Raw genomic sequence first — 25,068 nt, 5'->3', positions numbered from 1 at the left:
GGTGCCGGATCGTCAGGGACAGGTGGACGTGCTGCAGGCATGCCGGTTTGTCAGGGCTGCCAGGGCGCGCCAGGGCCGAGGTGGGCCAGGCGTCTGGTCAGGCGTGCTGCGTCCCGGCCGCTGCCTAGCCCGGTGTACTGGTTGAGGCTTGCGGTGTACCAGCCGAGGGCGATGGCCGGAAGTCCGGCTCGTTCGGCGGCCTGTCCGAGGAACTCGGTGCTGCGGGCGATCCAGTGGCGGTGGCCGATGTCCGCGAACTCGCGTCGAGCCTCGACGAGCGTTGCTGCGGCGAGGTCGTGCTGACCGGCGAAGGAGTAGCCCTCACCGAGGTAGGCCAGCGCCCTTGCGGCGTTGAGAGGGTCCGGCTGCTGAAGGCCGGTGAGATCCGCCCGCGCCATGCGCAGGACGGGGAGGGCGAAGTCGACGTGGCCTTGGCGGGCGGCGGCGGAGGCGAGGAGCATCCCGGCGAGCCCGGCGCCTCGGCGGTCGCCCAGGTCCGTGAAGTGGCCGAAGGCTTCGCCGAGGAAGGACTGGGCCTCGTCATTGAGCCCTGCGTCGTGGAGGGCCGCTCCGATGCCGGAGGTGTACTGAGCGACTCCGGCGCGGTCGCCTGCCGCCTGGGCCAAGGCGGCGGCTCTGGAGTAGTGGGTGGCGGCCTCCGAGTGGCGGCCGGCGGCGACCAGGCCGAGCGCGAGGGTGGAGGACATCTCGCGGATCGCCATCGGGTCGCCCATGCGGAGCGCGGCGCGCAGCCCGGCCTCGTACACGATGATCCACATCGTGACGTCGCGGTGGTAGTGGAAGAGGGGCCAGAGGTCGGAGGCGAGCGCGCAGGCAATCGCGGGGTCGTCGAAGTCGACAGCGGTGATCATGGCCGCGCCGATAGCGGGGGCGATGGCCTCCAGCCAGGCGAGGGCCTCGTGCCGGTTGGTGAAGCGCAGGGGTTCGACCGGGCGCTCCAGCAGGGCGGGGCGGGGTAGGGCACGGTGGTGCGGGGTGAGGAGTTGGGCGCAGGCGCGGGCGGCCTGGAGCAGGTGCGTGAGGTAGCTGGCGCAGGCTTCGTCGGCGGCCAGCCTCGCAGGTGCTCCGACGCCGATGGCGGCGGTACGGACGGTGGGGCGGAGCGTGTAGAGCCCGCCGCGGACGACGGCACGGTGGGCGGTGTCGAGCAGGCCCCGGGCGGTCAGCTCGGCGAGGAGCACACGGGCCTGGTCGCGGGTGGTGCCGGTCGCGGCGGCACTGGAGGCGAGGTCCAGGTCCGGGGCCGGGACCAAGGCGAGCCGCCGCAGGAAGCCGGCTTCGCGCGGCGACAGGTAGGCGAGGGCGGTGTCGACGGCGGCGCGCACGGGGTTGTCCGATCTGGTCGGTCCTGACGGGGAAGGTGCGGGTAGGCCGGCGCGCAGCGGCAGGTCCGGCTGGAGGACAAGGTCGGCGGCGGCGAGCGCGATGGCCAGCGGCATCCCCCTGTGGAACCCGACGAGGGCCGCCGCCCCGTCCGGGTCACGCCGGGTGCGCTCTTCCCCGACGATCCGCGACAGCAGCCGCAGGCCGTGCTCGGCCGCGAGCGGTTCGAGGCGGTGGTGAACGGCGCCGCGAGCCAGCAGCACCGGCAGCGGCTCGCTACTGGTGACCAGGACCAGGCAGCCCGGCGCCGCCGGCACCAGCGGCAGCACCTGCCCGGCGTCGGCCGCGTCCTCCAACAGCACCAGCACGCGACGCTGGGAGGTCTCGGAGCGCCACAGGCCGAGTAGGTCCTGCTCGGCCCAGGGCAGCGGCGCCTGCTCGCCGAGGCCGAGCGAGCGCAGCAGCGACCGCGCGACCTCGGCGGCTCTGGCCGGGCCGCCCGGGGATTCGCCACGGAGCCGCGCCAGCAGTTGGCCGTCCGGGTACCGGCCGGCCAACTGGTGGGCCCACTTCGCGGCGAGGGCCCGCTTGCCGACGCCGTCCGGTCCGGTGATCACGACGACCGGTGCCGTCTCGCGGCTTGCGGCCTGGCCGAGGCAGGCGTCCAGGGACCGCAGGGCCTCGTCCCGGTCGGTGAAGACGGCGGGCACGGGGGCGAGTTGGCGCGGAACCGGTGCCGGCGGCGGGGTCGGTCCAGGGTGGAGGTGCACGCCTCCGTGGATGTGCCCGGCCTTGACGGCGACCCGCACCTCGGAGCCGTCGACGGTGTTGCGCACCTCGCCCCCGCCCACTACGCGCCCACGACGGCGCGTCGGGACCGCTCGATGGCTGCCCGGAACGCGGGCGGTACGGGCTGCGGCCTCTGGAGTCCGGGAGCGACTCGGGGAGCGGCGTCCGCCAGGGTCCAGTGCGAGAAGCCCTGCGTGTAGTTGCCGACTTGGCGCCGCAGACGGGGGTTGTACTCCTCGGCGAGCAGGCCGAGGTCGCTGCGCAGGGTGAGGAGCCGGTCGAACAGCTCGCGGGCCTCGTCGGTGCGGCCGATGGCGGCGAGGTTGTCAGAGAGCCAGAACGAGCAGGCGAGGAAGGCTCCTTCGTGGCCGGCGAGGCCGTCCACGTTGCTGCCGGGCTCCTCGTGGGTGGCGTAGCGCAGGACCAGGCCGTGCTCGGTGAGGTCGCGCTGGATGGCCTCGGTGGTGGCGATAACCCGCTTGTCGTCGGCTGGGAGGAAGCCGACCTGGGGGAGCAGCAGCAGGGAGGCGTCGAGTGCCTGGCCGCCGTAGTACTGGGTGAACACCCCGCGGTCGGCGTCGATGCCGAGGGTGCAGACGTCGTGGTGGATCTCCTCGCGCAGCGCGGCGAGGCGGACCAGGACGGCGTGGTCGATGCCGCTGCGGCGCTCCAGTAGCCGCAGGGTGCGGTCCACGGCGACCCAGCACATGACCTTGGAGTGGGTGAAGTGCTGTGCCCTGCCGCGGATTTCCCAGATCCCCTCGTCCGGTTCCCGCCAGCGCCGCTCGACCTGCTCGGTCAGGGCGAGGAGCAGGGCGTCGATCTGCGGGTGGGGCGGCAGGCCCGCGTCCTCGGCGAGCAGCAGGGTGTCGGCGAGTTCGCCGAACACGTCGAGCTGGAGCTGGCCGGCGGCCCCGTTGCCGATCCGTACCGGCCGGGAGTTCTCGTACCCGGGGAGGTGGTCCAGGACTTCCTCGTCCAGGTCGGTGTCGCCGTTGAGGCGGTAGATCGGTTGGAGGCGTTCGGGGGTGACCGTGTTCAGGAGCCACTGCCGCCAGCGCCGGGCCTCCTCCAGGAGGCCGTGTCGGATGAGCGAGGCGATGGTCAGCGCGCTGTCGCGCAGCCACACGAACCGGTAGTCCCACTGCCGTTCACCGCCGAGCTGCTCGGGCAGGGAGGTGGTCGGCGCGGCGACGACGCCGCCGCCCGGGTGGCACAGGGCTTTGAGAGTGAGCAGGGAACGCACCACGGCCTCGCGGTAGGGACCGCGGTAGGTACACGCGCGCACCCACTCCTCCCAGTACTCCACGGTCGCGTCCAGCTCGGCGAACGGGTCGGGCGGGATCGGGGCAGGCCGATGGGATGGCGTCCAGGTCAGGGCGAACGTGCTGCTCTGCCCCGCGTGGAGGGTGATGTCGGCCCGGCACACCCCACTCCCGTTGACCGTGTGGTGGGCGCCGTCGAGCCAGACGGAGTCGGGGTAGGAGGTCGCCGACAGCCGCGGGGTGCCGTGGTTGACCCGCTCGATGCGCGGCGTGGTGGCGCCGTAGTCGGCGCGGGGCCGGAAGACGGAGGCGACCTGCACCACGCCGTTGAGGCATTCGACGATCCGGATGATCTGCGGTTCGGCGTCGTCGGTGACCGTGGGCGCCGGCATGAAGTCGGTGATCGCGAGGGTGCCGGTGCCGGTGTCGAACTCGCTGCGCAGTACCAGGGTGTCGCCCAGGTACTGGCGGCGGTCGGCGGACGGGGGCGGGGAGCCGTCGTAGACGGCCGGGCCGATGCGCCAGAAGCCGTGCTCCTCGCCGCCGAGCATCGCGGTGAACACGGCCGGGGAGTCGAAGTCGGGCAGGCAGGCGAAGTTGATGGCGCCGTCCGGGCGGACCAGGGCGGCCGTGCGGGTGTTGCCGAGGAGGGCGAGGTCCTCGATCCGGAACGGAGCAGGGGCGCGGAGCATGGAAGTCCTGTACTTGGGCGGGATGGTGGTGGTCAGCCGCGAACCGCGGCCGGGGTGGCGAGCGCGGCGAGGGCGGCGGTGACGGTCTCCGAGAGCGTGTCGGCGACGGGCAGCCACGGCATGCGGTGGTCGAGCAGGACGCGGTTGGCCCGCTGGACGGGGTCGGCCGGGTCGGAGCCGACGACCACTGTTCCGCCGTAGGGGGAGAACAGGCCGGCCTCGTAGCAGTCGTGCACGCGCACGTGGCCGATCGGGTTCCAGAACAGGACGACGCCGGTGCGGCGGATGTTGGTGTCCTGCCAGCCGAACGGCGCCCACGCGGCGTAGGGGCTGGTGGCGGGGTTGCGGGAGGGGCGTGGGTTGAGGACGGTGCCGTCGAAGCCGGCGCTCGCCAGCAGGTCGACCGCCTCCAACTGCCAGTCCGGGCAGCCGACAGTCGCCCCGGCGAGGAACACCGACGGCAGGCCGTCCGGCTCGAACGGCTCCGGCGCCTCGATGTAGCGCAGTCGCTCTGATCCGCCTTCGCGGCGGCCGGAGGCACGCCCGAGGGCGAGGGGGTGGTGGGTGGGTGGTGTGGTCATCTGGTCTCTGTGTTCGAAGGGGTGCGGCCCTGGCCCGAATGGCCGTCATGGGGTGGTGCGGGTCGTGCTGCTCAGCCGGACCGGCGGGTGCCGGCGCGGCCGGGGTCGTCCGGAGGCGGCGGGCGGTGGTTGACCAGGCGATCGGCGACGCCGAGCGTGGTGAGGGCGGCTGCGGCGAAGATGCCGAGGTAGACCGGCCGGCCGAGGGTGTCGAGGTGCCGCAGCAGGTAGACGGTGCAGCCGCCGACGGTCATGCCGAGAAGGAAACAGACCAAGGCGAGCGCGATCCGCCCGGGCTTCCTCCGGGCACTCACGGTGCCGCGCTCCCCGTCTCGGCGGTGCGGGCGAGAGGCTCGGCCGGCCACGCGGGGTCGATGTCGCTCAGCAGCACCAACTCGGCGAGAACCCCGACGACGACCGCCTGGGGCTGGGAATCGACGTTCAACGTGCTGAGGAGGGTCTTGGTGTAGCTGCGCATCGTCGTCGAGGAGATCCCGAAGTCGGCGGTCAGCTCCGGGGTGCTGCGACCGCGCGCCCAGCCGCGAAGGACCTGCGACAGGCGCGGGGCGAGGGAGGGCTTGACGGTAAGGGCACCGCTGGGGTGCACGGGCTGGGTGACGATCCGGTGGGCGGTGGCCCAGCCCGCGAGTTGGAGGACGGTACGGGTGCCGGTCGTGACGAGGACCGCCTCGATCGCGCTGCGGACCCCGTCAGGGGCCAGTCGCGTCTCGGGGTCGGCGGCGATCTGCTCGAAGCTGGCTCCGGCGGCGGCCAGGATGATCAGTCGACGCTCGGCGGCGGCGAGGGCGGGCAACGGGTCGGCGGACACAGCGGCGTCTCCAACAGAGCGGTTCGGACGGTTCACAGGTGCTGCGGGATCGGCGCACCTGGCGCCGCCAGGTGGAACAGCAGACGAGCCCCGAGCCGCTCGGACTGCCCGGTGCCGACGACCAGGACCAGGTCGCCCTCGGCGGCCAGCTCGCCGATGGCCTGTTCGGGGCCGGGCTCGCATGGGCCGGAGCGGGCGCGCTGAACCTTGCCGCCGCCGAGGTTGCGACGGGCGGCCTGCTCGACGGCATCCAGCGGGTCGGGCACGGCGTGGTGGACCAGTGGAGTGCCGACCGGCAGCAGCAGCGCGTGGTCCACGCCTTCGAGCGCGGCGCCAAGCTCGGCCGCGTGCGCGCTGGTGCGGGCGAGCCCGTCCGTCTCCAGGACGACGAGCAGGGAGCCCTCGGTGAGCATCCGGGCTGCCTCCACGTCCTGGGCGACCTCACGCGGATGCCGGGCGCGGGAGTCGACCACCGTGACGCCGCGCTGCACTCCGACCGTGGCGAGCGAGCGTTCCACTCCGCGGAAGGAGGCGGCGCGCTCGGCGACGGCCTGCGGGTCCTCGCCGAGCACCAGGGCGGTGGCAATGGCCGCGCACACCGCCAGCGCGTGGTGGCGTCCGGCCACTGGGAGGACGAAGGCATGGTCCTTCTCCTGGTAGCGCAGGAGGACGCGGAAGTCCTCGCCGGTCCAGCGCGGGGCCATGATCCACACGGTGGAGGCGGGGTCGGTGCCGACGGTGACCACCCGCTGGCCGCGCACGGGACGATCGCCCAAGCGTTCGCGCAGGTTCGCCACGCTCGTGTCCCAGGTCGGCAGGACGACCACGCCCGCGTTGCGGGCGATCCTCTCGGCCGCGTTGAGCCCGGCGATGTTGTCCTCGAAGTGCGGGGCGTTGGTACTGGTGGCGAGGATCAGCGCGGCGGCGAACTTGGGCTCGGTCGTCAGGAAGTGCGGGGCGGGGCGGTGTTGCCAGGCACCGGGCGGAGCGGCCTCGTGGGTGCCGGCGTCCGGGCACAGGTCCACGACGACCCGGCCGCCGTCTCCCGCGTGTCCGGGGGCACCGTCGCGGGCCGGGGCGGTCAGCGCCCAGCCCGTCTGCCCGTCGTCGAGGATGTGCGCGAGGGCGGCTGCCGCGGTCGCGGTGCTGTGGCTGCCCGCCACGGCCACCGCTGCCCCGGCGCCGGCCTGGACGGAGATGGCCTTGAGTGCGACGGCACGTCCGAGGATGGGCAGCCGCAGCACCTGGGCGCGGTCCAGCTCGGGGTGCGCTCCGGCGACGACGCCCGACCACACCACCGCCGTGCGGTCGGTGCGCACGTGCCCGGCGTCGAACCCGACGTGGACCCGCACGCCCGCCGCTTCGAGCGCGGCGACGACGGGGCTGTTCCGGGCGGCTTCGGGGATGCTGCCGGTGACGTCGGCTCCGGCCTCGGCCAGCCACAGGGCCAGGCCCTCCATGCCGGGGGCGGCGACGTCGACCAGGTGTACGGCCGCCAGCAGGCCGGGCACGGCCGGATGCGGGTCGGTGCGGACTGCGGTCTCGGGTCGGGTGGTGGTGTCCATGGTGTTCTCCAACGGGCAAGTGGGGTGTGGGGGTTGGGTCCGGGCCGGGCGCGGGGAGGGGGATTCGACCCGCGACCGGCCCGGGGCTCATGACTGGAGGAGACCGCGCTCGACCTCGGCGTCGGTGACCACACCGGCGTGGTGGTCCAGGTCCATGCGGGCAATACGGGCCAGGAGCGCGACCACCCGTTCCTCGAGCAGCTCACCGGCCAGCGCACTGGCTTCGAACGCGCCGACGGCCTCCTCCAGCGACTGCGGCACGAGCGGCGCGTCGCGCTGCTCGTAGGCGTCGCCGCTGACGGCGGGCGGGGGCTTGAGACCGGCCTCGATGCCGTGCCGGATACCGGCGCACACCGCCGCCAGGGCGAGCAGCGGATTGGCGTCCGCACCCGGCAGGCGCACCTCCAGCCGCAGACTGCGGCCGTGGCCGACCACCCGCACCGCGCACGTCCGGTTGTCCCGGCCCCACGTGAGCCGGGCCGGTGCGAACGAGTGCGACCGCAGGCGCTTGTAGCTGTTCACGTACGGGGCCCAGAGCGGGGAGACCTCGGGCAGCACGGCCAGCAGACCGGCCACCGCCTGCCCGCCGAGCTCCGACAGCTCGGTCCCGTCCTGCGGCTCGGCAGCCAGCATCGGACGGTCGTCGAAGTCGGCCAGCGACACGTGCAGGTGCAGGCCGCTGCCGACCCCGGTGGACGGGGCCGCCATGAACGACGCGGTCAGACCGGCTTCGTCCGCGACCGCCTTCGCGGCGTGCTTGAACAGCAGATGCTGCTCGCACGCCGCCACCGCCTCCCCGTACGGGAAGGTCACCTCGACCTGACCGGGCGCACCTTCGCCCTTGACGGCCTCGACCGGCAGGCCGGCGGCGGCCAGGACCTGGCGAAGCCTGCGGCCGAACTCCCGCACCACGGGCGGCTGGTCGAGCGCGTAGTCACGGTTGTCCCAGACCGCGGGGCGAAGGCCCCGCCAGCCGGAGGCCGCCGCGTCCCGGGCGGTGCCCTCGTAGAGCACGAACTCCGTCTCGACCCCCACCGCCGGCACCACGCCGAGCCCGGCGAGCCGGTGCAGCTGCTCGGCCAGCACCGTGCCCGGGGCCAGCGGGTGCGGATACCCGCCGCTGATCGGATCGGCGAGCACCAGAGCGGTGCCCGGCAGCCACGGCAGCAGCCGGGCCCGCCGGGTGTCGGGCAGCAGAGCGACGTCGCCGAACCCGGACTGCCAGGAGAACGGCCCGCTGACCGCCGGGGTCATGCCCAGGTCGGTGCCGAGCACGTACGCGCACATCTCCGGGGACAGTGCCCCCGACGGCAGCCGCTCCACCAGCTGGGCGGCGTCGTACTCCTTGCCCTTGAGCCGGCCCTGCGCGTCGACCGTCGCCAGCAGCACCGTGTCGAGGCCGAAGGCGGACACCAGCTGCTCCAGCGGCCCGGTCGGCGAGAGCGCCGCCGTCGGGGTCTTGGCCGCGCGGGAGCGGGCGGCCCGCATCGTCGCCCTCATACGATCTGCGCCTCGACCCGGGCCAGATGCGGGTCCTCCACCACCGGGACGGAGAACTTGTTGCCGGCCAGCTTCCACCACGCCCACGCCAGTACGAGGACCGCTGCCAACGTGATCGGCGCGTAGTTGAACGTCTCGACGGTCACGGGGGCGCGCTGCGGCAGGCACACCAGCACCGTCAGGATCACCACCCACACCACGGCGGCGATCCCGATCGGCCTGCTCCACCGCCCGAGGTTCCACGGCCCGGGGGCGAACCTGTCGCCCTGCCGCAGCCGGAGGTAGACGGGGATGATGTAGGAGGGGTTCATCCCGATGACGTTCACGGCCGTCACCGCGCCGTAGGCGACCGGAGACCAGAGCGAGGGGACGGCCAGGACGAAGGCGACCGACACCGCCAGCCACACGGCGGGCACCGGCACGCCGTTGGCCGAGACCCGCCGCCACGTCGCCGAGCCGGGCAGCGCGCCGTCCCGCGAGAAGGCGTAGATCATCCGCGACGCGGCGGTGGTCTCCGCGCTGCCGCAGAACAGCTGGGCCCCGATCACGACGAGCAACAACAGCTTCGCGCCGGTCGCCCCGACCGCGTCCTGGAAGATCTGTGCGGGCGGCACGGCCGCGGCGGCCGTGCCGGCGTAGTCCTGGACGGCGAACAACAAACCGGCCAACAACACCGTGCCTGCCAGCAGGGAGACCCAGATCGAGCGGACGATGCCGCGCGGCGCGGCGATCCTGGCGTCCTTGGTCTCCTCCGACAGGTGCGCGGAGGCGTCGTAGCCACAGAACGTGTAGCCGCCCAGCAGCAGGCCGATCGCCGAGACATAGAGGGGGTTCGTCCAACCGGTTCCGTTCTCGAAGTGCGTGAACACCCATGACAGGGACTGGTGGTGGGAGGGGACCACGGTGAGCACGCCGACGATCAGGGCGACGCCCAGCAGGTGCCACCACACCGAGACGGAGTTGAGCAGGCTCACGACGCGGACCCCGACGACGTTCAGCAGGGCGTGCAGCAGCAGGACGCCCGCGAAGATCGTCAGGATCAGGCTCGGCGTCGGGGCGACCCCCCACTGCAATCCGGCGAAGGCGGCGATGAAGCTGGCGGCGCCGTAGTCGATGCCGGCGATCCCGCCCAGCAATCCGAGGAGGTTCAGCCAGCCGGTCGTCCAGCCCCACCGTGGACCGCCGAGCCGCTGGGCCATGTAGTAGAGGCCACCGGAGGTCGGGTAGGCGCTGGTGACCTCGGCGAGTGCCGCGCCGACCAGCAGCACGGCCAGGCCGACGGCGACCCAGCCCCACATCATCACGGCCGGGCCGCCGGTCACCAGCCCGAGCCCGAACAGGGTCATGCAGCCGCTGAGCACTGAGATGACCGAGAACGACACGGCGAAGTTGCCGAAGCCGCCCATCCGGCGGACGAGTTCGGGCTCGTAGCCGAGTGACCGAAGATGCTGGTCCTCGGGGCCGGACGCGGCGCGCTGGGGCCAGGACATGATGAAACCTCCAGGGAAAGTCGGATATCGGGCCCGGTGCGGCGCCGGGCGGAAGACTGGTCGGTGGTGGTCAGCCGGCGACGGCGTAGGACTGGGCCATCGCCTGGCGCAGCAGGTCACCCGGTCGGTCCGCCAGGCTCTGCCAGGGCTGCGCGGAGATGAACGGGGCCATCGCGGAGAAGACCTCGGCGGCCTCCGGGCGTTGGCGACTCGCCCAGAGCGCGTGGGCGAGGTGGCTTTCGTCTGCCACCGGCCACCGGCTGCCCCGCCCGAGCGCGGCCTGCCAGTGCCCGAAGGCACGCAGTACCGTGTCGCGGACCGTCTCGTCGTCGGTCCACTGCAACTGGACCGCTTCCTTGCGCTCGGCGCGGCGGTAGCGGTCGACGTACAGGTACAGCGGCAGAGCGTGGAGGGCGGAACCGCCCGGTGCGCTGGGCAGGTAGGTGGCCAGGAACTCGGCCGCCGGGCCAACCTCATGACGGGTCAGCCAGAAGCGGAGTATGCGGTGGAACGCCTCCCTGTTCCACGGGTCGGTCCGGCGGGCCTGGTCGAACAGCCCCCACGGACCGGGCGGGAGCATCTGGTCGGGAGCCGGAACCTTGTGTTCGAGCCGCGCCTGTCCGAGGTCCAGCTGCGCGAGGGTGAGCAGCCCGAGCCACGGCACGGGATCGCCCCCGAGCACCGAAGCGGCCAGCCAGCACCACTGCCGAGCACCGCCTTCGAGCGCCACGGCGTCCCGTGAGTCCGGCTGCCGTTGGCCGACCAGCAGCGCCTGGTCGACGGCAACGCGGGTGAGCAGCGTCGTCAGGCCGAACGCGGCGGGTTCCTCGGCGCCCCAGTGGCGCAGGACGTCGTTGTGGCCGGCCACCGCGCCGAGGACCTGGGTTCGCGACGCCCACAAGCCGGGGTCACCCCAAGAGCGGGCCAGAAGAGTGCGTGTTGACCACCACTGCCCCTGTCTCAACTCCTCTACCGCCGAACGCAGTTCACCGTCGTGACCGGCGGGGTGTTGCACGAGCTGATCGGCAGCCGTGGGCGCTGATGGCATGACCTGTTCCCCCTTCGTGGTCTGTCGCGTGCCGTCCCCAGTCGACCGGTGAACCGAAGACGTGGTCAGGACGGCCAGCAGATGGCCGGATGCACCTTCGGTCGAGCAGACAGACGGGAGTTGACCGGATCGCCGCGCTAACTGCGGTTCAGTGATCGGCGACCCACTGTCTCGTTCTGGCCAGAACAGCGCCACGACAGCCGGGTGTCATCTGTCGGATAGCGATGTCAGCAACACGTCATCGAGGCGTCATCTCGTCAGATCGCGCTGTGGAGAGGCCCCCTGTCGGGTATTGCTAGAGCCAGGCTCTCCCCGCGCAGGTCGCGGTCGGGCCAGGTTGAGACCACGGGGGCGGAGGCTGCGAAATGGCAAACAAGACGCTACTGGGTGCCCTGATCGAGAAGGCGGGATGGGAATTCTCTGACTTCCAAAGGGAATTCAGGGGTGCCGGGAACGAGTTGGCGCGCAACCTCAAGGACCCGCGGTTTCGCAACCTGGACATGTCCGAGAAGACGTTCCGGCGCTGGGTCGCGGGGACTGTCAGTCGGCCAACAGGGGTGTACGTGCAGACGATCCAGTACCTGTTCGACAACAGGCCGATCGCCGAACTCCTCGCCCCGCCGCGCGAGGGAGACCCGACCGCACTATCCCAGCAAGACCTTGAAAGAGAACTCGCGATGACCGCACGCGAAGCATCCGACCACGCCGCTTCCGTGGCGTCCGCCTTCCTCTCGGAGCTGTCCATAGAGCAGATCCAGGAAGACGTCCGCCGACTCGCCCGCACCTACAACAGCCGTCCACCGTTCGACGTGCTCCGCGAAGCCCGGCAGCTTCGGACGGACGCCGAAGTGCTCCTGGACCGCACCCACATTCCCGAGCAGAAGCAGCAGCTGCTGATCGCGATCGGTCAGACGGCGGCGTTGCTCGCCATGACCGCCTTCGACCTCGGCTGCCTGGGCGAAGCCACCCGCCTGGCTCGGTCCGCGAGTATGTACGCCGAGGTCACTCGGTTCACCCCCTTGGCCGCGTTCGTGGCCGGAACGCTCGCGGTGGTTGCCTACTGGGAGGGCCGGCCCAGTGAGGCGATCCGCTTCATCCGGCAGGCACAGTCTTTCCCCGGTGTCGGTACAGCCGGTCGAACCCGTATCGCCGCCATCGAGGCCAGGGCCTACGGCCACCTCGGAGACCGGCAGCGGGCGTCAGCTGCCGTCGAGCGTACGCTCGACCTCGATCCCGTCGAGGTCGATGACCTCCATGACGAGGTGGCCGGTGAGTTCCTGCACGGGCCCGAGCGGATCGCCCGTTCGCACGGCACGACGTTCCTCCTCCTTCGTGACGGTGCCGGTGCCCAGGAGCACGCCCGGCGCGTGCTGGAGCTACAGGCCGCCCTGCCCGAAGCGCGTCGGATGCCTCGATTCGAGGCGGAGGCGCGGGTGGACCTCGCTGCTGCGCTGATCCTTGGCGGCGAACTGGACGAAGCTGCCGAGGTGTTGAAGCCCATCGCTACCCTCGCGCCTGACCGTCGGCCCACGGGTCTGGTCGAGCGAGTTCTGCATGTCGGCCGGTTGCTCACCACAGAGCCTGTCAGGACTTCGCCGGACGCCATCGTGCTCAAGGAAGCGCTGGAGGAGTACACGCGAGTCGCGGCCCCGAGGCAGCTTGGAGGCGGCGTCGCACGGCTAGCCATCGAGTAGGGCGCCCGGGCTGCCGGTGGGGCGGACCGACACCATATCGGTCCGCCCTACCCATTCCAGCCCGATTAGCGCGGCGCAGCGGCAGCAGCCAAGATCGCCAGTTCCCGCTCAGCATCGATTCCGTGCGCAGATGCACGCGGGTGCGGGACCGGCGTGTTGCCGGCCTGCAGCCAGGCCCAGGTGTCCTGGACTGTCTCCTCCAGAGGACGGCAGTTGAACCCGGCCGCGTACGCCGGTGAGGACTCGACCAGCCAGACCCCCTCGTTGGTTCGCCACAACGGCAGCTCCGTCCACTGCTGCACGTCGTGGTCCAGCAGCACCCCGTCTGGCACCCACCGCAGTTCACCTCGGCCGCCCGTCACCTCCACGCACGCCTGGAGGAAGCTGCCCATTGTGTCCCGGCCGATCGGAGCGGTCACGTTGTGGGTGCCCCCACCAGGTCGCTCAGCAAGATCGACAGCGAACGTCGCGACATCGCGGACATCGACCGGCTGGATTCCCCTGCCTGGGGTGCCCGGTGCCAGGATCTGGCCGCCGCGTTCGGCCCGCCGAAGCCACCACGGGAGTCGGCCGACGTACTCGCCTGGGCCCAGGATGACACCGGGGCGAAGTGTCCAGGACCGCTCGGCCCCAAACGTCTCGACCACCGCCCGCTCGCCGCCGGCCTTCTGCCGCCCGTAGTGCAGATTGGGCCCCAGCCAGCCCTCCGGGTTCCTGCCGTAGTCGCTCTCGGCGTCGGCAGGCCCGTCCAGTAGTGCGTCACCCACCGAGAGCGGGTGGTCCGGCCACCCCGCGTACACCGACACCGTCGAGACGTAGACATAGCGGTCGGCGGCGCTCTCCAACGCCCTCGCTCCCGCGAGCACCACCTTCGGCGGCTGCTCGCCAGCCGACGTGTCGATCACCGCGTCCCACGGACCCTGCGCAGCCAGCCTGGCCAAGTCCTCAACCGACGTCCGGTCTCCCAGCACCTGCCGTACGCCGGGCAGAACAACTCCCGACCGCCCCCGGTTGAACGTCGTCACACTCCAGCCGCGCCCCAGTGCCTCCTCGACCACGGCCTTGCCCAGAAACCAGCCTCCACCGACCACCAAGATGTCCATGCCCGGCATCCTGCCCAGAACCGGTGCCCGCTGGCCACCCCGTCGCAGCGCCCCGGCCAAGTCGCCGCAGCTCGGGGCCGTGATCGTGGCGAAGATGACACCCCGATGACACCTGTGTGCGAATCTGCTCGCCAGATGACAGGCAGACGCCATGGCCCTGTCGGCCGCTACTCGGAAGACTTGGCCGCTCACCCGCTGCAATGTCTTCCGGCTTCTTCCCGGGGGACCGAGCAGCGCCAAGGGGAGAGGAGATCCGATGGAGAGCACCGCATCCGCGGTCCAGCCCGAGGAGGAGGGCGGCCTGCTGGTCGCCGTCCGTGGCATCCGGGCCGCGCGTTCCCGGGCCGACGTGCCGTCCGACAACACCGGCGGCAAGTCCGACCAGAACGACACCTGAGCAGGAAGCCCACGATGCCTGAGACCGCCTCGTGGGCGGTGCGCCTGGGTGGGGACCAGTTCCTCGCCCAGGCGCTCCACCGCTCCTACGCCGTGATCCCCGCCGAGGGGGCGGACACCGCTCCCCTCTTGTCCTGGGACGACCTCAACACCATCCTCGCCACCCACCGAATCGAGCCGCCCCGGCTGCGGCTCTCGCAGGACGGTCAAGCCGTCCCCGTCGGCCGCTACTCGACCCCCGCCACCAACCGGCGAGGGGTGACCTGGAGTCGGCTGCACCCGGCCCAGCTCCACGCCAGGCTCGCCGAGGGCGCCTCGCTCGTGGTGGACGCGATCGACGAGATCCACCCGCCGATTCGCGCCGCAGCCGAAGCGCTGGAGCGTTTCATCGGCACGCCGGTGCAGACCAACCTTTACGCTTCCTGGACCGAGCAGGAGGGTTTCGGCCGGCACTGGGACGACCACGCGGTTGTTGTGGTTCAGCAGTACGGGGCGAAGCGCTGGCGGCTGTGGGAGCCGACCCGGCAAGCCCCGACCTTCCGCGACGTGGACTCCCCGGAGGAACCGGAGGGCGAGCCGGTCGCGGACTTCGTCCTCCACCCGGGAGACGTCCTGTACCTGCCGCGGGGCTGGTGGCACAGCGTCACCGCCGACCAGGGCAGCGAGTCGCTGCACCTCACGTTCGGACTCGTGGCCCAGACCGGCGCCACGCTCCTCGGCTGGCTGGTCGACGAGCTGCACGAGAGCCCCACCGTGCGGAAGGACGTCCCGCTCCACGCCGCAGCGGACGAGAAGGCCGCCTACCTGGCCGAGCTGCGGACCGCGGTGCTCACCGCGCTGTCAGACCCCGACCTGATCGACCGCTGGGCCTGGTCCTCCGGGACCACCCACTTCGGCCGACCTGCCCCGTCCCTGCCCTACGTGGAGTCCCTCCCCGCGGACAGGGAGATCACGGTGCGGATCACCGCACCGCGCGCCGATCTCGCCAGTAACCCTGCCGCCGGGACCGTCACCCTGTCCGCTGCCGGAACCGCGTGGGACTTCTCCGAGCGGGCCGCGCCCGTCCTGCAAGTACTGCTGACCGGAGACACGGTCAGCATCGGGGCCCTCGCCGACGTCGCCGACTTGGAGGTCAAGGACGTGGCCAGCGTCCTGACCGTACTCATTGAGGGCCAGGCCCTCGCCGTCGTCGGGGTCGGCCGGTGAGCCCGGATCTCGGCCTGGGGACCTACCGGGTGCGCGCCGTCGGAGAAGCGGCGCGCACCGCCCTCACGGCCGGGGCGAAGTGGATCGACACCGCCCCCAACTACGCCCACGGCCGGGCACACCACGACCTGGCCCCGGTGCTCGCCGATCACCCGGCTGCCAAGGTGACGACGAAGACCGGCTTCTACCCGGACGGCCGCCACAGCATCGCCCCCGAGGACGTCCGCGCGCAGACCGAGGAGTCGCTCGCCGTCCTTGGTCGCGCCGACATCGTGTTCGTCCACAACCCCGAACGGTCCGACCACGACCGGCAGCAAGTGCAGCACAATCTCCGTGCTGCGTTTGCCGTGCTGGAGGAGCTTGCGCAGGCCGGTCGCATCGGGGGCTACGGCGTCGCCACGTGGGCCGGCTTCACCAGTCAGGCGTTCACCATCTCCGAACTGATCGCGCTGGCCGGCGAAGCAGCCGGGTCGGAGACCACCCACCTTGCTGGCGTACAGCTGCCGGTCAGTCTCGTCATGGCGGAGCCGATCGCCCAGGCACTCGACGGAGCCGGACCGCTCGTTGAAGCGCGGGGGGCCGGGATCGTGACGTTCGCGTCCGCGCCCCTGCACGGCGGCGAACTGCCGGGCCTGATGACACCCGAACTGGTGAACCTCATCCAGCCGGGATCGACCCCGCAGGCCGCCGCGTTCCAGCTCATCGGGGCCTGCCCCGCTCTGGACGTCGTCCTCACCTCGACCAGCACCCTCCAGCACTGGGAGGATGCCCGGGACGCTCTCGCTGAGCCGATCTCCGATGAACAACTCAGGACGGTGCTCGATGTCCTTTCAGCCGGATGACGACACCCGGCATGACCTGACGGCAGCGCACCAGAAGGCCGCCGGGTTCCTCGGCCTGGTCTGCACCGGACCGCAGGTCTTCGGCACCTCCGGAGTCACTGTCGGCCGCCGGGCCGAGGACGTCTGGCTCCGCGTCTCCAGGAGCAGCCGCCGCAGGGCGCCCCGGCCGACCGGCCAGGGCGCCCTCGGCGCTGAACAGCTCGTCCCCGCAACCGTCCCACGTCCCCGACTCCACGACACCCTGGACTGGACGGAGGCCGGCTGGTTCTACCAGGCCGACATCTTCGACCTGGTAGGTCCTGCGGTCTCCTCGACCCCGGACCTCCGTGATGACCCCGGCCTGGACGATGACTGGTGGACCGGGCTGCGGAACGCCCTGGCCGGAATTACGGAAGCACCGGGCACGAAGATCACTCTCCGCCAGGCGTGGGTCGACGAGGTCTTCCCGAAGTACCTCGGCATCCTGGCCCCAGCCGAAATCGAGCGGACCACCGGGCACGGTGACCTCCAGTGGGCCAACCTGACCGTCCGGCCGCTCAAGATCCTCGACTGGGAACGCTGGGGCCTGGTGCCGGTCGGCTACGACCCCGCTGTCCTGTGGGTAAGCAGCCTCCTCGTACCGGCGGTCGCCAACCGCGTTCGGAGGGAGTTCGCCGAGATCTTGGAAACGCCCGCCGGACGTGTCGGTCAGCTGATCGCTCTCGCAGAGATGCTCCAGGCAGTAGACCGCGGGTACTACCCGGAACTGGCACCACTCCTCGCGGACCAAGCCCAGGAGCTGACTGGTGTTCTCGGGTGGGCCGGGCGTCGGCATCAGCCTAGGTAGACATGGACCTGCGGAAGCAACCCATCGAGGACGTTCTGCATCAAGTGGAACAACGGCTTGGCACCAGCCTGAATCGGGCCACACTGGTGCGGAAGCGTCGCACGATCGGAGCCCGCACAGACCGTTCGACCTGGGTCCGGGTGGAACGCCGTCCCTGGGCGCGCGCCCAGGAACAAGGACTGGACGGGCCCCGGGCCGCAGCGAGGGTGGCCTGGGTTGCGATGCCACGCTGGATCAGGGCGGCATCGTGGCAGGACCTGGAAGGTGAGGCGGTCTGGCAGGCGGATGAGACCTCGCTCTTGCCGGGTAGTCCGGTCGGGCCGGCGGTCGCGGTCGCCGACCCGGAGCTGTCTGACGTGTGGTGGAGCTTGCTGAACGCCTCGCTGGCCGCACTGGCCGATTGCCGCACTACGCGGATAGCGACTCCGGACACCGAACGGATCACTCAGGAGTTGGTCGACGACACCATTCGAGCCGCGTTCGCGGAAGTAGTGAACACCCGAGTGGACCGCTGGTGTCCGGCCCACGCGGATCTCAACTGGGCGAACGTCACCGGCCCCGAGTTCTGCTTGTTCGACTGGGAGGACTGGGGGATGGCACCGCGTGGCCTCGACTCGGCGTCACTGCTCGCCGCGTCCTTGGCCGTCCCGGCGCTCGCGGACCGAGTTCGCCGTGAGCGCATGGCAGACCTTGAGAGTCGGGACGGCATGGTGATGCGCCTCTTCGTCCTGGCGAAGATCGCGGGACCGCATGCCCACCCGGACGATCCGCGGGTGGCACCAGCGTGGGCCGAAGCCGAGCAACTGATCAGCTCGCTTCAACAGGCGTGACGATGAGTACTCCGCGGCCAGCTCCGCCGCGCATACGACGAGCCGGAGGCCGTCGCCAGGAGCCTGGGTCGCTGCCAGAAGTCACGGACGATCGTGCGGGGAGGCAGGTCGACGGCGCTCTCGAAGTTCTGGATCAAGCCGTCGATGAACTCGAACAGACTCGGGGCGACAGGGAATGAACCTGGAGTTCGCCGCTGCCCGGGAGCTGAAACCCTGGCGACGGGAGGTCCCGGTCCTGGACCTCCAGGACCGGCTGTTGTCCTTGATGGCGGCGCCCTGACCGAAGGAGACGATGCACCCGTGACGTTGAGCCGGGAGCAAGGCAAGGCCGAACTGCGCGAGCGCGTTTGGACGGCACTGGACGCCGCGTCGGCGGTCGAGGACGACACAGCGCACGGCAGGATCCCGGCCTTTCACGGCGCCGAGGCGGCGGCCCGTCGCCTCGCCGACCTGCCGACCTGGCGCTCAGCCAAGATCGTCAAAGTGGTGCCGGACACCGCGCAGGAGCCTGTCCGTGCCCTCGCCTTGGAGCAGGGGAAGGTGGTTTACATGGCCGTTCCCCGGCTGGCGGCAGAGGCGCCGTTCTATGTCCTGGACCCGGCGCGCCTCAGTGTTCCCCCAGCGGTGGCCGCGAACCGCAGGAAGGTGCCGACTCTCACCAGCGCCGCGGACGTCGACGAGCTGGCACCGGTCGACCTTGTGGTTCTGGGGAGCGTGGCTGTCGACCCGACCGGAGCCCGGATCGGCAAAGGCGCCGGATACTCGGACATCGAGGCGGCCCTCCTGACCGAAGCCGGGCTGATCACTGAGAGGACGGTGATCGTCACCACCGTTCACCGCCTCCAGGTGGTGAACGCGGTACCGACGCAGGCTCACGACGTCAAAGTCGACCTGATCGTGACACCTGAAGAGGTGATCGCATGCCCCGGGCCGCGCACTGCCGCCCGGATCCGGTGGGAGGACCTCCCCGAGGAGAAGATCGCTGCGATTCCGGCTCTCGCCAAGCGCCGAGCAGAACGCAGCTGAACTGCGCGCGGTGACTGAGCGAGCGCCAAGGCGATCGGCGCCGGCGGGCCGGTGGTCAGCAAATGCCGCTGCTGACCACCGGCCCCGCCTGCTCAGGCCGACTCCTCCTTGGGGGCGTAGCGCAGGAGGACCACATCGCCGACCGCCTCCGTGCCGAGCAGGCGCATTCGGCGGGTGCTTCCACCGGGGTAGTTCGCGGGATGGAGGAAGCGGGGTGCGGCAGCATCGCCGACGACGAGTGGCGCGACGGCGAGCTGGATCTCGTCGGCTAGGCCCTGGGAGAGGAACTGGGTGTGAACCTGGCCGCCGCCCTCGACCATGAGGCGTTCGACGCCGCGGGTAGCGAGGTCGTCGAGCAGCGCTCCGAAGTCGACGGTCTCACCGGTGCTGACGACATCGGCCAGGCCGTCGAGTTCATCGCGGAGCTTGGCAGCGGCGGAGTCGGTGGTGTAGACGACCTTCTCGCCACCGAAGTGCCAGAACTTGAGGTCGCGGCTCAGGTCCCCGCTGGCGCTGATCGTCACCTTGAGCGGGTACTCGGGCTTGCCGGCGGCGACGCGGGCGGCGCGGCGCTGCTCGCTGTTCACGAGCAGCCGGGGATTGTCGCTGCGCAGGGTGTTGCCGCCGATGAGGATGGCGTCGGAGTTGGCCCGGACCTGGTCGACGCGGTCGAAGTCAGCCGGGTTCGACAGCAGGAGACGGTCGGGCGTGGTGTCGTCGATATGCCCGTCGACGGAGGCGGCGACGCTAAGCAGGACGAAGGGACGGGTGGCCATCGTGGTCCGTTCTCTCGGTAGTGCTGGGCGCATTCGGTGATCAGACTTCAATGGAGGAGACGGCTGTCGAGTTCATCGCGGAACCGGTCGACCTCGGTGACGCACCATGGCATCGTTGCAGCAGGCCGTCGAGGGTGGCCAGTTCGGTGAAGATCCTGGCGGAACCGGTGGTGCCAGCGACGGCGAGCGCCGCCTCGCCCGTGGTGGCAGCCTGTTCGGGGCCGCTGGCGACGACCTGGGAGATGGCAGAGTCGGTGAGGTAGACGCCGCAGTCACGGCGGAAGTTGGGCAGACCTTGAGAGCCGCGACGGGATTGTGATGCAGTTGTTCGTGCTGGCGAAGATCGTCGGACCACAAGCCGGCCTGAACGACCCGCGAGTGGGGCTGGCGCGCCGGAAGGCTGCGCGGCTGATCTTCGCTCTTCAAGGGGACTGAACGTCACTCTGCTTGCAAGGCAGCAATGCCAGCGAATTGGGAAGGAGTACACATGGACCCCACCACGCGCCGCCCGGCCGGCCACGACGCCGAGGACATCGCGAGCGCGAAGGAGCGAGGCTGGAGCGATCTCGCACCCATCGACGATGCCTACCAGGCGGGCGAGATCACGGCCGCCGAGTGGCACGCCGCCGTCCTGGGCGTCATCGAACCGGCCTACCTCCACGGAGACAACCCGCGAGCCCAGTCCGGCCACAGCGGTGACGAAACCCGCTGGCGGGAAGCCCGCAGCCTGCTCGTCGACCTGCTCCCGCCCGACGGTGGGACGTTCCTCGACATCGGATGCGCCAACGGCCACCTGATGGAGAGCCTGACCGACTGGGCGGCCGGAGCCGGGATCACCATTGAGCCCTACGGAGTTGAGATCTCCACCGCCCTCGCCGACCTCGCCCGAACGCGTTGCGCAAAGTGGGCGCATCGAATCTGGACCGCCAACGCGATGGGCTGGAAGTCTCCACACCGCTTCGACGCCGTTCGCACCGGTGTGGACTACGTGCCGGCGGACCTGCGGGGAGCGTACGTGGCCCATCTGTTGGACCATGTCGTCGCCCCGGGCGGCCGATTGATTGTCGGCGTCTACAACGAGGAACGAGACCGGGCTACAACGGAGGACCTGCTGCGGTCCTGCGGCTACCACCCGGCCGGCACCACCACGAGAGTCCACCGGCACCCCAGAATCCAGTACAAGGGCTTGTGGCTGGCCAACGCCTGAGCAACAGCAGCAGCGGTCGCAGCCCTTGATCGGACTCTTCTGATTGTCCTGCCAATTGGTGAATGTGAGTGACCATCAGTCCATGGCTGTACTCTGGATCGCTGGTTGGTCTACTTCATTGACTGCGGTGCCGCCGGCACTTCCTGCCTGTGTTCGCCGCAGAACCAAGGACAGGTGCACCGTGACGACTACAGAGGCCCCGGCGACGGTTTCAGACTTCTACTGCAACGAGGCATTGAACGGCCGTACGCCGGTGAAGGTGGTGGAGGAGACCGACACGGTGCTCGCGTTCGAGCACACCCGGCCGTCCTATCCGGTGCACATCGTGGTCGTCCCGAGGAAGCACATCCCGTCGTTGGTTGACCTCGGCGACGGCACCGAGGAGGACCTCGCTGACGTTCTCCGGGTGGTCCGGAAGGTCGCGGCGCGGGTACGCGAGGAGTACGGCGCGGTGTGCGTCGTGACGAACGAGGGCGCGTACCAGGAGTCGAAGCACATGCACTGGCACGTGCTGTTCCGCGGCAACCTCCCGGAGGGCCTGGCCTGAGACTCGGGCGGCTCAGCGGGCGTGTCGGCCGCGCGGGTGGGCGAGGGCGATCGTCCTCGTGGCGATCTCCCTCGCGGACCGGCGTACGGCCTCGGGCTCGGGACGGCGTCGGGTGCCTCCCAGCGCGGGCAGCAGCTGCTCGCAGGCGTGTAGGAGGGGCTTTCCGTCGGCCATCTCCTCGTCGGCGACGACGATGCAGGTGGCGTGCTGGGCGAACGCCTTCGCGTTGTCGAGCTGGTCGCCGCGGCTGACGGAGGCCGGTAGCGGGACGAGGACGGCAGGCTTGGACAGGGCCCCCAGCTCGGCGAGTGTGGTGGCGCCGGCGCGGCCGATGACGAGGTCGGCGAGCCAGAGGGCGTCGACCATGTCGTCGTGCAGGTACTCCAGCTGCCAGTAGCCGGGCGTGGAGGCCAGGGCGGGGGCGACGTTGCCGCGACCGCAGATGTGGACGACAGAGAAGTGCGCGGTAAGCGCTCCGAGTTGGCGACGGACGGCCTCGTTGACGCGGCGTGAGCCGCTGCTGCCGCAGAAGACGAGCAGGACCGGCGGTCCGGTGGGGATGCCGAGCCGGGCGCGCAGGTTCTCGGGCCGGCCGTCGGCGAGGTCGTCGCGCAGGGGAAGTCCGGTGACCACCGCCTTGCGCTGGAGCCACCGGGGCAGACCGGGGGTGTCCTCGGCGAGGAAGACTGTGGTGGCGAAGCGGGCGAGGATCCGGTTCGCCAGGCCGAGGGTGTGGTCGGACTCGTGGATGGCGAGGGGGATGCGGGTGAGCCAAGCGGCGACCCCGACCGGCACCGACACGTAGCTGCCCTTGCTGAAGACGACGTCGGGCCGCTCGCGCCGCATCGCCCGCCAGGCGGCGAACACCCCGCGGGCGACGGTCACCGGCATGGTGGCCCTGTTCATGTGGAAGTCGGGCGATGGCCTGGACAGCTTCGACGTACTGCCCGGTCATCTGGTCAAGCGCTTCGGCGGTGGAGGCGTCCGTCCGGACTTGCTATTCCAGATGTGCTGCGGGCCGCTCGCGGGTGAGGCCCGGGGCCGCCGTGTCAGAACCAAGGCGCTCTTCCCGGCCAAGGAAACGCCTCAGCAGCGACGCAGGCTGCTCCAGCTCGCCGACTGGTCGGCCAAGCACACCGACCACGCCTACTTTATGAGCTGGGTGTGGATCGGCCCGGCCGGCGTGAGCGTGGACATCTTCCTGCCCGCAGGGAACGACCAAGTGGAGAGCGATATCACGCTCGGATGGATCGAGGAACCCGGCCATGCGGTCTGGGAGATCCGCGCGGAACGCCGCAGAGACGTCAGGCGGGAAGCACCAGCGGGTCCGCTCATCGCCGATGACAGCGAGCCGCTCTTGAAAAGCCTGACCATAGGTTACGACGACCCACCATTGAACGAGAGGGTCCAGAGCGCGGAGGAACACCTGGACGCCGCGCTATCCCGTCGCTTCGAGACAAGTTCCGACGTCGAGGGCCGCATCGCAGACGTCGCGGTGCGCGGGCGGTGGGTGCCAGCAGACGGGTTGGGCCCGGCAACCCATGAAGTTCTGCTCGGCGTCCTGGCCAGCCGCCTGCCGGAGCACCTGACCCGTCGTGGTCGCGACGAGCGGGCGGAACAGAATCTGGACGCCCACCTGGACGGCAGACTGCTCACCGTGGTGCGCCGCATCGACGAGGGTCGTCCGAGCTGGGAACAGATCACCGAGGGCCTGCTGGAAGTGCCGTAGCCTCCGGCGGAGCCCGCGGCAATCTGGACGGGTGTGGTGCCGTCGACCAGGTCGACGGCACCACACCCGTGGCCTTTCATGGTGGTGGCAACGTCCGGGCGCGTGAGGCTGGACGGTCAGGAGGTCAGAGCGAGTTCCCGGATCTGCTCGACCTCAACCTTGGGGCCAGGCAAGCCGCGTGAGGCGTTGATATAGGCGGTGAGCTGGGCGCCGGCGCGCTCGATGGAGCGCAGGTCGGGGTGGAGATACCTCTGAGTCGTGGTCAGTTGGCCGTGTCCGGCGATTCGCATGAGGACATGGGGCGGGACGCCGGCGTCGGCGAACCAGGTCAGAGCGGTGTGGCGGAGGTCGTGACGGCGCAGGTACTCGTAGCCAAGCCGGACGACGACGTCATCCCAATGGGTGGCGTCGCGCAACACCGCGGTGGTGATCCGGCCGCCAAGAGGGCCGGTGAACAGCCTGGCGTCGGAGCGGTTGCCCACCCGGGAGATCCGCCAGGCGATGTTGGGCCGCAGCTCGGGGATGATCGGAACGAGGCGGGAACGCTTGCCCTTGGTGCCCTTGTCGATCAGCCCGCCGGGGGCGGTGGTGGTCTGTCGGCAGACCCGCCAAATCCACTTGTCGGTGTCGATGTCGCCCGCCCGAACGCCGGAGACCTCGCCGATGCGGGCGCCGGTGCCGCCAGCGAAGCGTACGACGTCGCCCCAGCCGTCGTACTGGTTGTACGAAGCGGCCACCAGGGCGTCGGCGAGGCGGTCGAGGGTGTCCCAGTCGCGCAGCGCGAGACCTCGGGGGTCGTGTTCCTCGTCTTCGGCGGTCTTGATCAGCTTCTGCCAGCCGTTCAGGCGGGCGGGGTTGATCTCGATGATGCCGTCGCGGATGGCCTGCTCCATGACCCTGACCCACACCGCGATGGTGTTCTTGAGGGTGGAGACGCCCGCGCCGTCGGCGATCCAAGAGTTGAGGGCGCGGTCGGCGATGCCAGCAGTGATGCCGACGACCTCAAGGTGACCAACGGTGGGTTTGACGCGGAGGCGCCAGCCTGCCATGTAAGGGGCGTGGGTCTTGAGTTCGAGACCGCGCATCGCCAGGTCCATCACGGAGTCGCCGTACTCCCCGAGCGAGGCGGTGGCGAGATCGACGCTCACGCCTCGGCCAGCCGCCTTCATGATGCGGTCCAGCCAGTCCTGCGCGGCGTCCTCGGTCGGGAACATGGTGGAGCGCGAAAGGCGCTTGCGACTGTCGGTCGGGTCGGTCCAGCGAACCCTGGCACGGTAGGGGTTGGGGTTGCCGACCCGGTACTCGATGTCGGTGCGGAGCTTCACGCCGACCGGGGCGTCAATACGCTCGGGCGCCGTCATCAGGCCGCCACCTTCGGAACCACGAGGCAGCTGGCCAGGTAGTCGGCGAGGTCCTGGTGCCGATAGCCGATCCGGCCTCCGACCCTGACGTAGGTCGGCCCCGTGCCCTCGCGTCGCCAGCGACGCAGAGTTCCGGGGCTGACCTTGAGTATCGCGGCGGCCTCGTCGGCGGTGTGCAGGAGTGCGGGAGTGTCCGGGGCCGAGCAAACGCAGCCTTGGGCGGACGGGAGGGAAGGGGGAAGCGCACTGCGTGCGGCCCGTGTCCGGGCATACGGCATGATGGGGCAAGCCCTCTCTGGTCGATGGCCAAGGGGTGGCTGGGTCTCCGGGACGGGCGGAAGCTGGCAGGCGAAAGCCGTCTCGGAGACCGTCAGGTGTGACGGAGAGCGGGGAGTCCAGGGGGCGCGGTGGCGATCAGCATC

At 70.7% G+C, this 25,068-nt stretch carries 24 protein-coding genes; 10 read left to right on the top strand and 14 right to left on the bottom strand.

Annotation, left to right across the window (positions count from 1 at the left end):
* Window positions 1-50: 50 nt before the first annotated feature.
* From ACIBEC_RS30705 to ACIBEC_RS30665, 9 genes are all read right to left on the bottom strand, one after another.
* Window positions 51-2,180: a hypothetical protein gene (locus ACIBEC_RS30705; RefSeq protein ID WP_360500667.1), complete on the bottom strand. Its 2,130-nt coding sequence runs from the start codon at window positions 2,178-2,180 to the stop codon at window positions 51-53.
* A gap of 14 nt (window positions 2,181-2,194) precedes the next feature.
* Complete coding sequence (locus ACIBEC_RS30700) at window positions 2,195-4,090, bottom strand: glycoside hydrolase family 15 protein (protein ID WP_396289369.1); 1,896 nt, start codon at window positions 4,088-4,090, stop codon at window positions 2,195-2,197.
* A 32-nt stretch (window positions 4,091-4,122) separates the two neighbouring features.
* On the bottom strand, window positions 4,123-4,671 hold the full coding sequence (locus ACIBEC_RS30695) for a hypothetical protein (RefSeq protein ID WP_360500669.1): 549 nt from the start codon (window positions 4,669-4,671) through the stop codon (window positions 4,123-4,125).
* 71 nt (window positions 4,672-4,742) lie between these two features.
* Window positions 4,743-4,985, bottom strand: coding sequence for a hypothetical protein (locus tag ACIBEC_RS30690; protein ID WP_360500671.1), 243 nt, complete (start codon window positions 4,983-4,985; stop codon window positions 4,743-4,745).
* Window positions 4,982-5,500, bottom strand: coding sequence for a LuxR C-terminal-related transcriptional regulator (locus ACIBEC_RS30685; protein WP_360500674.1), 519 nt, complete (start codon window positions 5,498-5,500; stop codon window positions 4,982-4,984). Before ACIBEC_RS30685 ends, ACIBEC_RS30690 begins: the two co-directional genes overlap by 4 nt.
* 32 nt (window positions 5,501-5,532) lie before the next feature.
* Entirely contained in the window at window positions 5,533-7,065 is a 1,533-nt protein-coding gene (locus ACIBEC_RS30680) for a Mur ligase domain-containing protein (RefSeq protein WP_360500676.1), read from the bottom strand.
* Window positions 7,066-7,152: 87 nt separating this feature from the next.
* Window positions 7,153-8,565, bottom strand: a complete 1,413-nt coding sequence (locus tag ACIBEC_RS30675; RefSeq protein WP_360500679.1) for a glutamine synthetase family protein — start codon at window positions 8,563-8,565, stop codon at window positions 7,153-7,155.
* A complete protein-coding gene (locus ACIBEC_RS30670) occupies window positions 8,562-10,055 on the bottom strand; it encodes an amino acid permease (protein WP_360500682.1) in 1,494 nt (497 codons plus the stop codon). The genes ACIBEC_RS30675 and ACIBEC_RS30670 overlap by 4 nt, the downstream gene beginning before the upstream one ends.
* 70 nt (window positions 10,056-10,125) lie before the next feature.
* Window positions 10,126-10,956 (bottom strand): hypothetical protein, encoded by an 831-nt coding sequence (locus ACIBEC_RS30665; protein WP_360500683.1) that lies wholly within the window; start codon window positions 10,954-10,956, stop codon window positions 10,126-10,128.
* A gap of 512 nt (window positions 10,957-11,468) precedes the next feature.
* Here ACIBEC_RS30665 and ACIBEC_RS30660 point away from each other — a divergent pair.
* On the top strand, window positions 11,469-12,797 hold the full coding sequence (locus tag ACIBEC_RS30660; protein WP_360500685.1) for a DNA-binding protein: 1,329 nt from the start codon (window positions 11,469-11,471) through the stop codon (window positions 12,795-12,797).
* A 65-nt stretch (window positions 12,798-12,862) separates the two neighbouring features.
* On the opposite strand, the gene ACIBEC_RS30655 is transcribed toward ACIBEC_RS30660, so the two are convergent.
* Window positions 12,863-13,900: an NAD-dependent epimerase/dehydratase family protein gene (locus ACIBEC_RS30655; RefSeq protein ID WP_360500688.1), complete on the bottom strand. Its 1,038-nt coding sequence runs from the start codon at window positions 13,898-13,900 to the stop codon at window positions 12,863-12,865.
* A 256-nt stretch (window positions 13,901-14,156) separates the two neighbouring features.
* Between ACIBEC_RS30655 and ACIBEC_RS30650 the strand changes: the two genes are divergently transcribed.
* The 6 genes from ACIBEC_RS30650 (at window position 14,157) to ACIBEC_RS30625 (ending at window position 19,026) form a co-directional block, all read left to right on the top strand.
* Window positions 14,157-14,297, top strand: coding sequence for a hypothetical protein (locus tag ACIBEC_RS30650; RefSeq protein ID WP_360500691.1), 141 nt, complete (start codon window positions 14,157-14,159; stop codon window positions 14,295-14,297).
* 14 nt (window positions 14,298-14,311) lie between these two features.
* On the top strand, window positions 14,312-15,502 hold the full coding sequence (locus ACIBEC_RS30645) for a JmjC domain-containing protein (RefSeq protein WP_360500694.1): 1,191 nt from the start codon (window positions 14,312-14,314) through the stop codon (window positions 15,500-15,502).
* Entirely contained in the window at window positions 15,499-16,344 is an 846-nt protein-coding gene (locus tag ACIBEC_RS30640) for an aldo/keto reductase (RefSeq protein ID WP_396289362.1), read from the top strand. Before ACIBEC_RS30645 ends, ACIBEC_RS30640 begins: the two co-directional genes overlap by 4 nt.
* The gene (locus ACIBEC_RS30635) at window positions 16,325-17,170 is read left to right on the top strand and encodes a hypothetical protein (RefSeq protein WP_360500697.1); all 846 of its coding nucleotides are present in this window, start codon (window positions 16,325-16,327) and stop codon (window positions 17,168-17,170) included. Before ACIBEC_RS30640 ends, ACIBEC_RS30635 begins: the two co-directional genes overlap by 20 nt.
* Before the next feature lie 2 nt (window positions 17,171-17,172).
* A complete protein-coding gene (locus ACIBEC_RS30630) occupies window positions 17,173-18,000 on the top strand; it encodes a hypothetical protein (RefSeq protein WP_360500700.1) in 828 nt (275 codons plus the stop codon).
* A gap of 300 nt (window positions 18,001-18,300) precedes the next feature.
* Entirely contained in the window at window positions 18,301-19,026 is a 726-nt protein-coding gene (locus tag ACIBEC_RS30625; protein WP_360500703.1) for a 5-formyltetrahydrofolate cyclo-ligase, read from the top strand.
* 92 nt (window positions 19,027-19,118) lie between these two features.
* Here ACIBEC_RS30625 and ACIBEC_RS30620 read toward each other — a convergent pair whose 3' ends face one another.
* Entirely contained in the window at window positions 19,119-19,802 is a 684-nt protein-coding gene (locus ACIBEC_RS30620) for a dihydrofolate reductase family protein (RefSeq protein ID WP_360500705.1), read from the bottom strand.
* A gap of 487 nt (window positions 19,803-20,289) precedes the next feature.
* Between ACIBEC_RS30620 and ACIBEC_RS30615 the strand changes: the two genes are divergently transcribed.
* Both ACIBEC_RS30615 and ACIBEC_RS30610 read left to right on the top strand, forming a co-directional pair.
* Window positions 20,290-21,009, top strand: a complete 720-nt coding sequence (locus tag ACIBEC_RS30615) for a class I SAM-dependent methyltransferase (protein WP_360500707.1) — start codon at window positions 20,290-20,292, stop codon at window positions 21,007-21,009.
* A 181-nt stretch (window positions 21,010-21,190) separates the two neighbouring features.
* Window positions 21,191-21,556 (top strand): HIT domain-containing protein, encoded by a 366-nt coding sequence (locus ACIBEC_RS30610; protein WP_360500708.1) that lies wholly within the window; start codon window positions 21,191-21,193, stop codon window positions 21,554-21,556.
* 12 nt (window positions 21,557-21,568) lie between these two features.
* On the opposite strand, the gene ACIBEC_RS30605 is transcribed toward ACIBEC_RS30610, so the two are convergent.
* On the bottom strand, window positions 21,569-22,462 hold the full coding sequence (locus ACIBEC_RS30605; RefSeq protein WP_360500710.1) for a glycosyltransferase: 894 nt from the start codon (window positions 22,460-22,462) through the stop codon (window positions 21,569-21,571).
* On the opposite strand from ACIBEC_RS30605, the gene ACIBEC_RS30600 reads away from it, so the two are divergent.
* Entirely contained in the window at window positions 22,446-23,285 is an 840-nt protein-coding gene (locus tag ACIBEC_RS30600; protein ID WP_360500713.1) for a hypothetical protein, read from the top strand. The genes ACIBEC_RS30605 and ACIBEC_RS30600 overlap by 17 nt on opposite strands.
* Before the next feature lie 116 nt (window positions 23,286-23,401).
* Here the strand turns inward: ACIBEC_RS30600 and xerC are convergent, their stop codons facing one another.
* Window positions 23,402-24,646 (bottom strand): site-specific integrase, encoded by a 1,245-nt coding sequence (xerC, locus tag ACIBEC_RS30595; RefSeq protein ID WP_360507684.1) that lies wholly within the window; start codon window positions 24,644-24,646, stop codon window positions 23,402-23,404.
* Complete coding sequence (locus ACIBEC_RS30590; protein WP_360507687.1) at window positions 24,646-24,924, bottom strand: helix-turn-helix domain-containing protein; 279 nt, start codon at window positions 24,922-24,924, stop codon at window positions 24,646-24,648. Before ACIBEC_RS30590 ends, xerC begins: the two co-directional genes overlap by 1 nt.
* Between the last annotated feature and the right edge of the window lie 144 nt (window positions 24,925-25,068).

The sequence above is a fragment of the Kitasatospora sp. NPDC051164 genome (genome assembly GCF_044455625.1).
Lineage (GTDB): Bacteria > Actinomycetota > Actinomycetes > Streptomycetales > Streptomycetaceae > Kitasatospora.
This window is presented reverse-complemented; position numbering and strand designations above follow the sequence as displayed.

Bases quoted from the DNA above. Each gene is read 5' to 3' on its own strand.
- ACIBEC_RS30650 (WP_360500691.1), top strand. From the start codon at position 14,157: ATGGAGAGCACCGCATCCGCGGTCCAGCCCGAGGAGGAGGGCGGCCTG.
- xerC (WP_360507684.1), bottom strand. From the start codon at position 24,646: ATGACGGCGCCCGAGCGTATTGACGCCCCGGTCGGCGTGAAGCTCCGC.
- ACIBEC_RS30660 (WP_360500685.1), top strand. From the start codon at position 11,469: ATGGCAAACAAGACGCTACTGGGTGCCCTGATCGAGAAGGCGGGATGG.
- ACIBEC_RS30670 (WP_360500682.1), bottom strand. From the start codon at position 10,055: ATGTCCTGGCCCCAGCGCGCCGCGTCCGGCCCCGAGGACCAGCATCTT.
- ACIBEC_RS30700 (WP_396289369.1), bottom strand. From the start codon at position 4,090: ATGCTCCGCGCCCCTGCTCCGTTCCGGATCGAGGACCTCGCCCTCCTC.
- ACIBEC_RS30645 (WP_360500694.1), top strand. From the start codon at position 14,312: ATGCCTGAGACCGCCTCGTGGGCGGTGCGCCTGGGTGGGGACCAGTTC.
- ACIBEC_RS30600 (WP_360500713.1), top strand. From the start codon at position 22,446: ATGGTGGCCCTGTTCATGTGGAAGTCGGGCGATGGCCTGGACAGCTTC.
- ACIBEC_RS30695 (WP_360500669.1), bottom strand. From the start codon at position 4,671: ATGACCACACCACCCACCCACCACCCCCTCGCCCTCGGGCGTGCCTCC.
- ACIBEC_RS30655 (WP_360500688.1), bottom strand. From the start codon at position 13,900: ATGGACATCTTGGTGGTCGGTGGAGGCTGGTTTCTGGGCAAGGCCGTG.
- ACIBEC_RS30590 (WP_360507687.1), bottom strand. From the start codon at position 24,924: ATGCCGTATGCCCGGACACGGGCCGCACGCAGTGCGCTTCCCCCTTCC.
- ACIBEC_RS30630 (WP_360500700.1), top strand. From the start codon at position 17,173: ATGGACCTGCGGAAGCAACCCATCGAGGACGTTCTGCATCAAGTGGAA.
- ACIBEC_RS30680 (WP_360500676.1), bottom strand. From the start codon at position 7,065: ATGGACACCACCACCCGACCCGAGACCGCAGTCCGCACCGACCCGCAT.
- ACIBEC_RS30635 (WP_360500697.1), top strand. From the start codon at position 16,325: ATGTCCTTTCAGCCGGATGACGACACCCGGCATGACCTGACGGCAGCG.
- ACIBEC_RS30615 (WP_360500707.1), top strand. From the start codon at position 20,290: ATGGACCCCACCACGCGCCGCCCGGCCGGCCACGACGCCGAGGACATC.
- ACIBEC_RS30620 (WP_360500705.1), bottom strand. From the start codon at position 19,802: ATGGCCACCCGTCCCTTCGTCCTGCTTAGCGTCGCCGCCTCCGTCGAC.
- ACIBEC_RS30605 (WP_360500710.1), bottom strand. From the start codon at position 22,462: ATGAACAGGGCCACCATGCCGGTGACCGTCGCCCGCGGGGTGTTCGCC.
- ACIBEC_RS30675 (WP_360500679.1), bottom strand. From the start codon at position 8,565: ATGAGGGCGACGATGCGGGCCGCCCGCTCCCGCGCGGCCAAGACCCCG.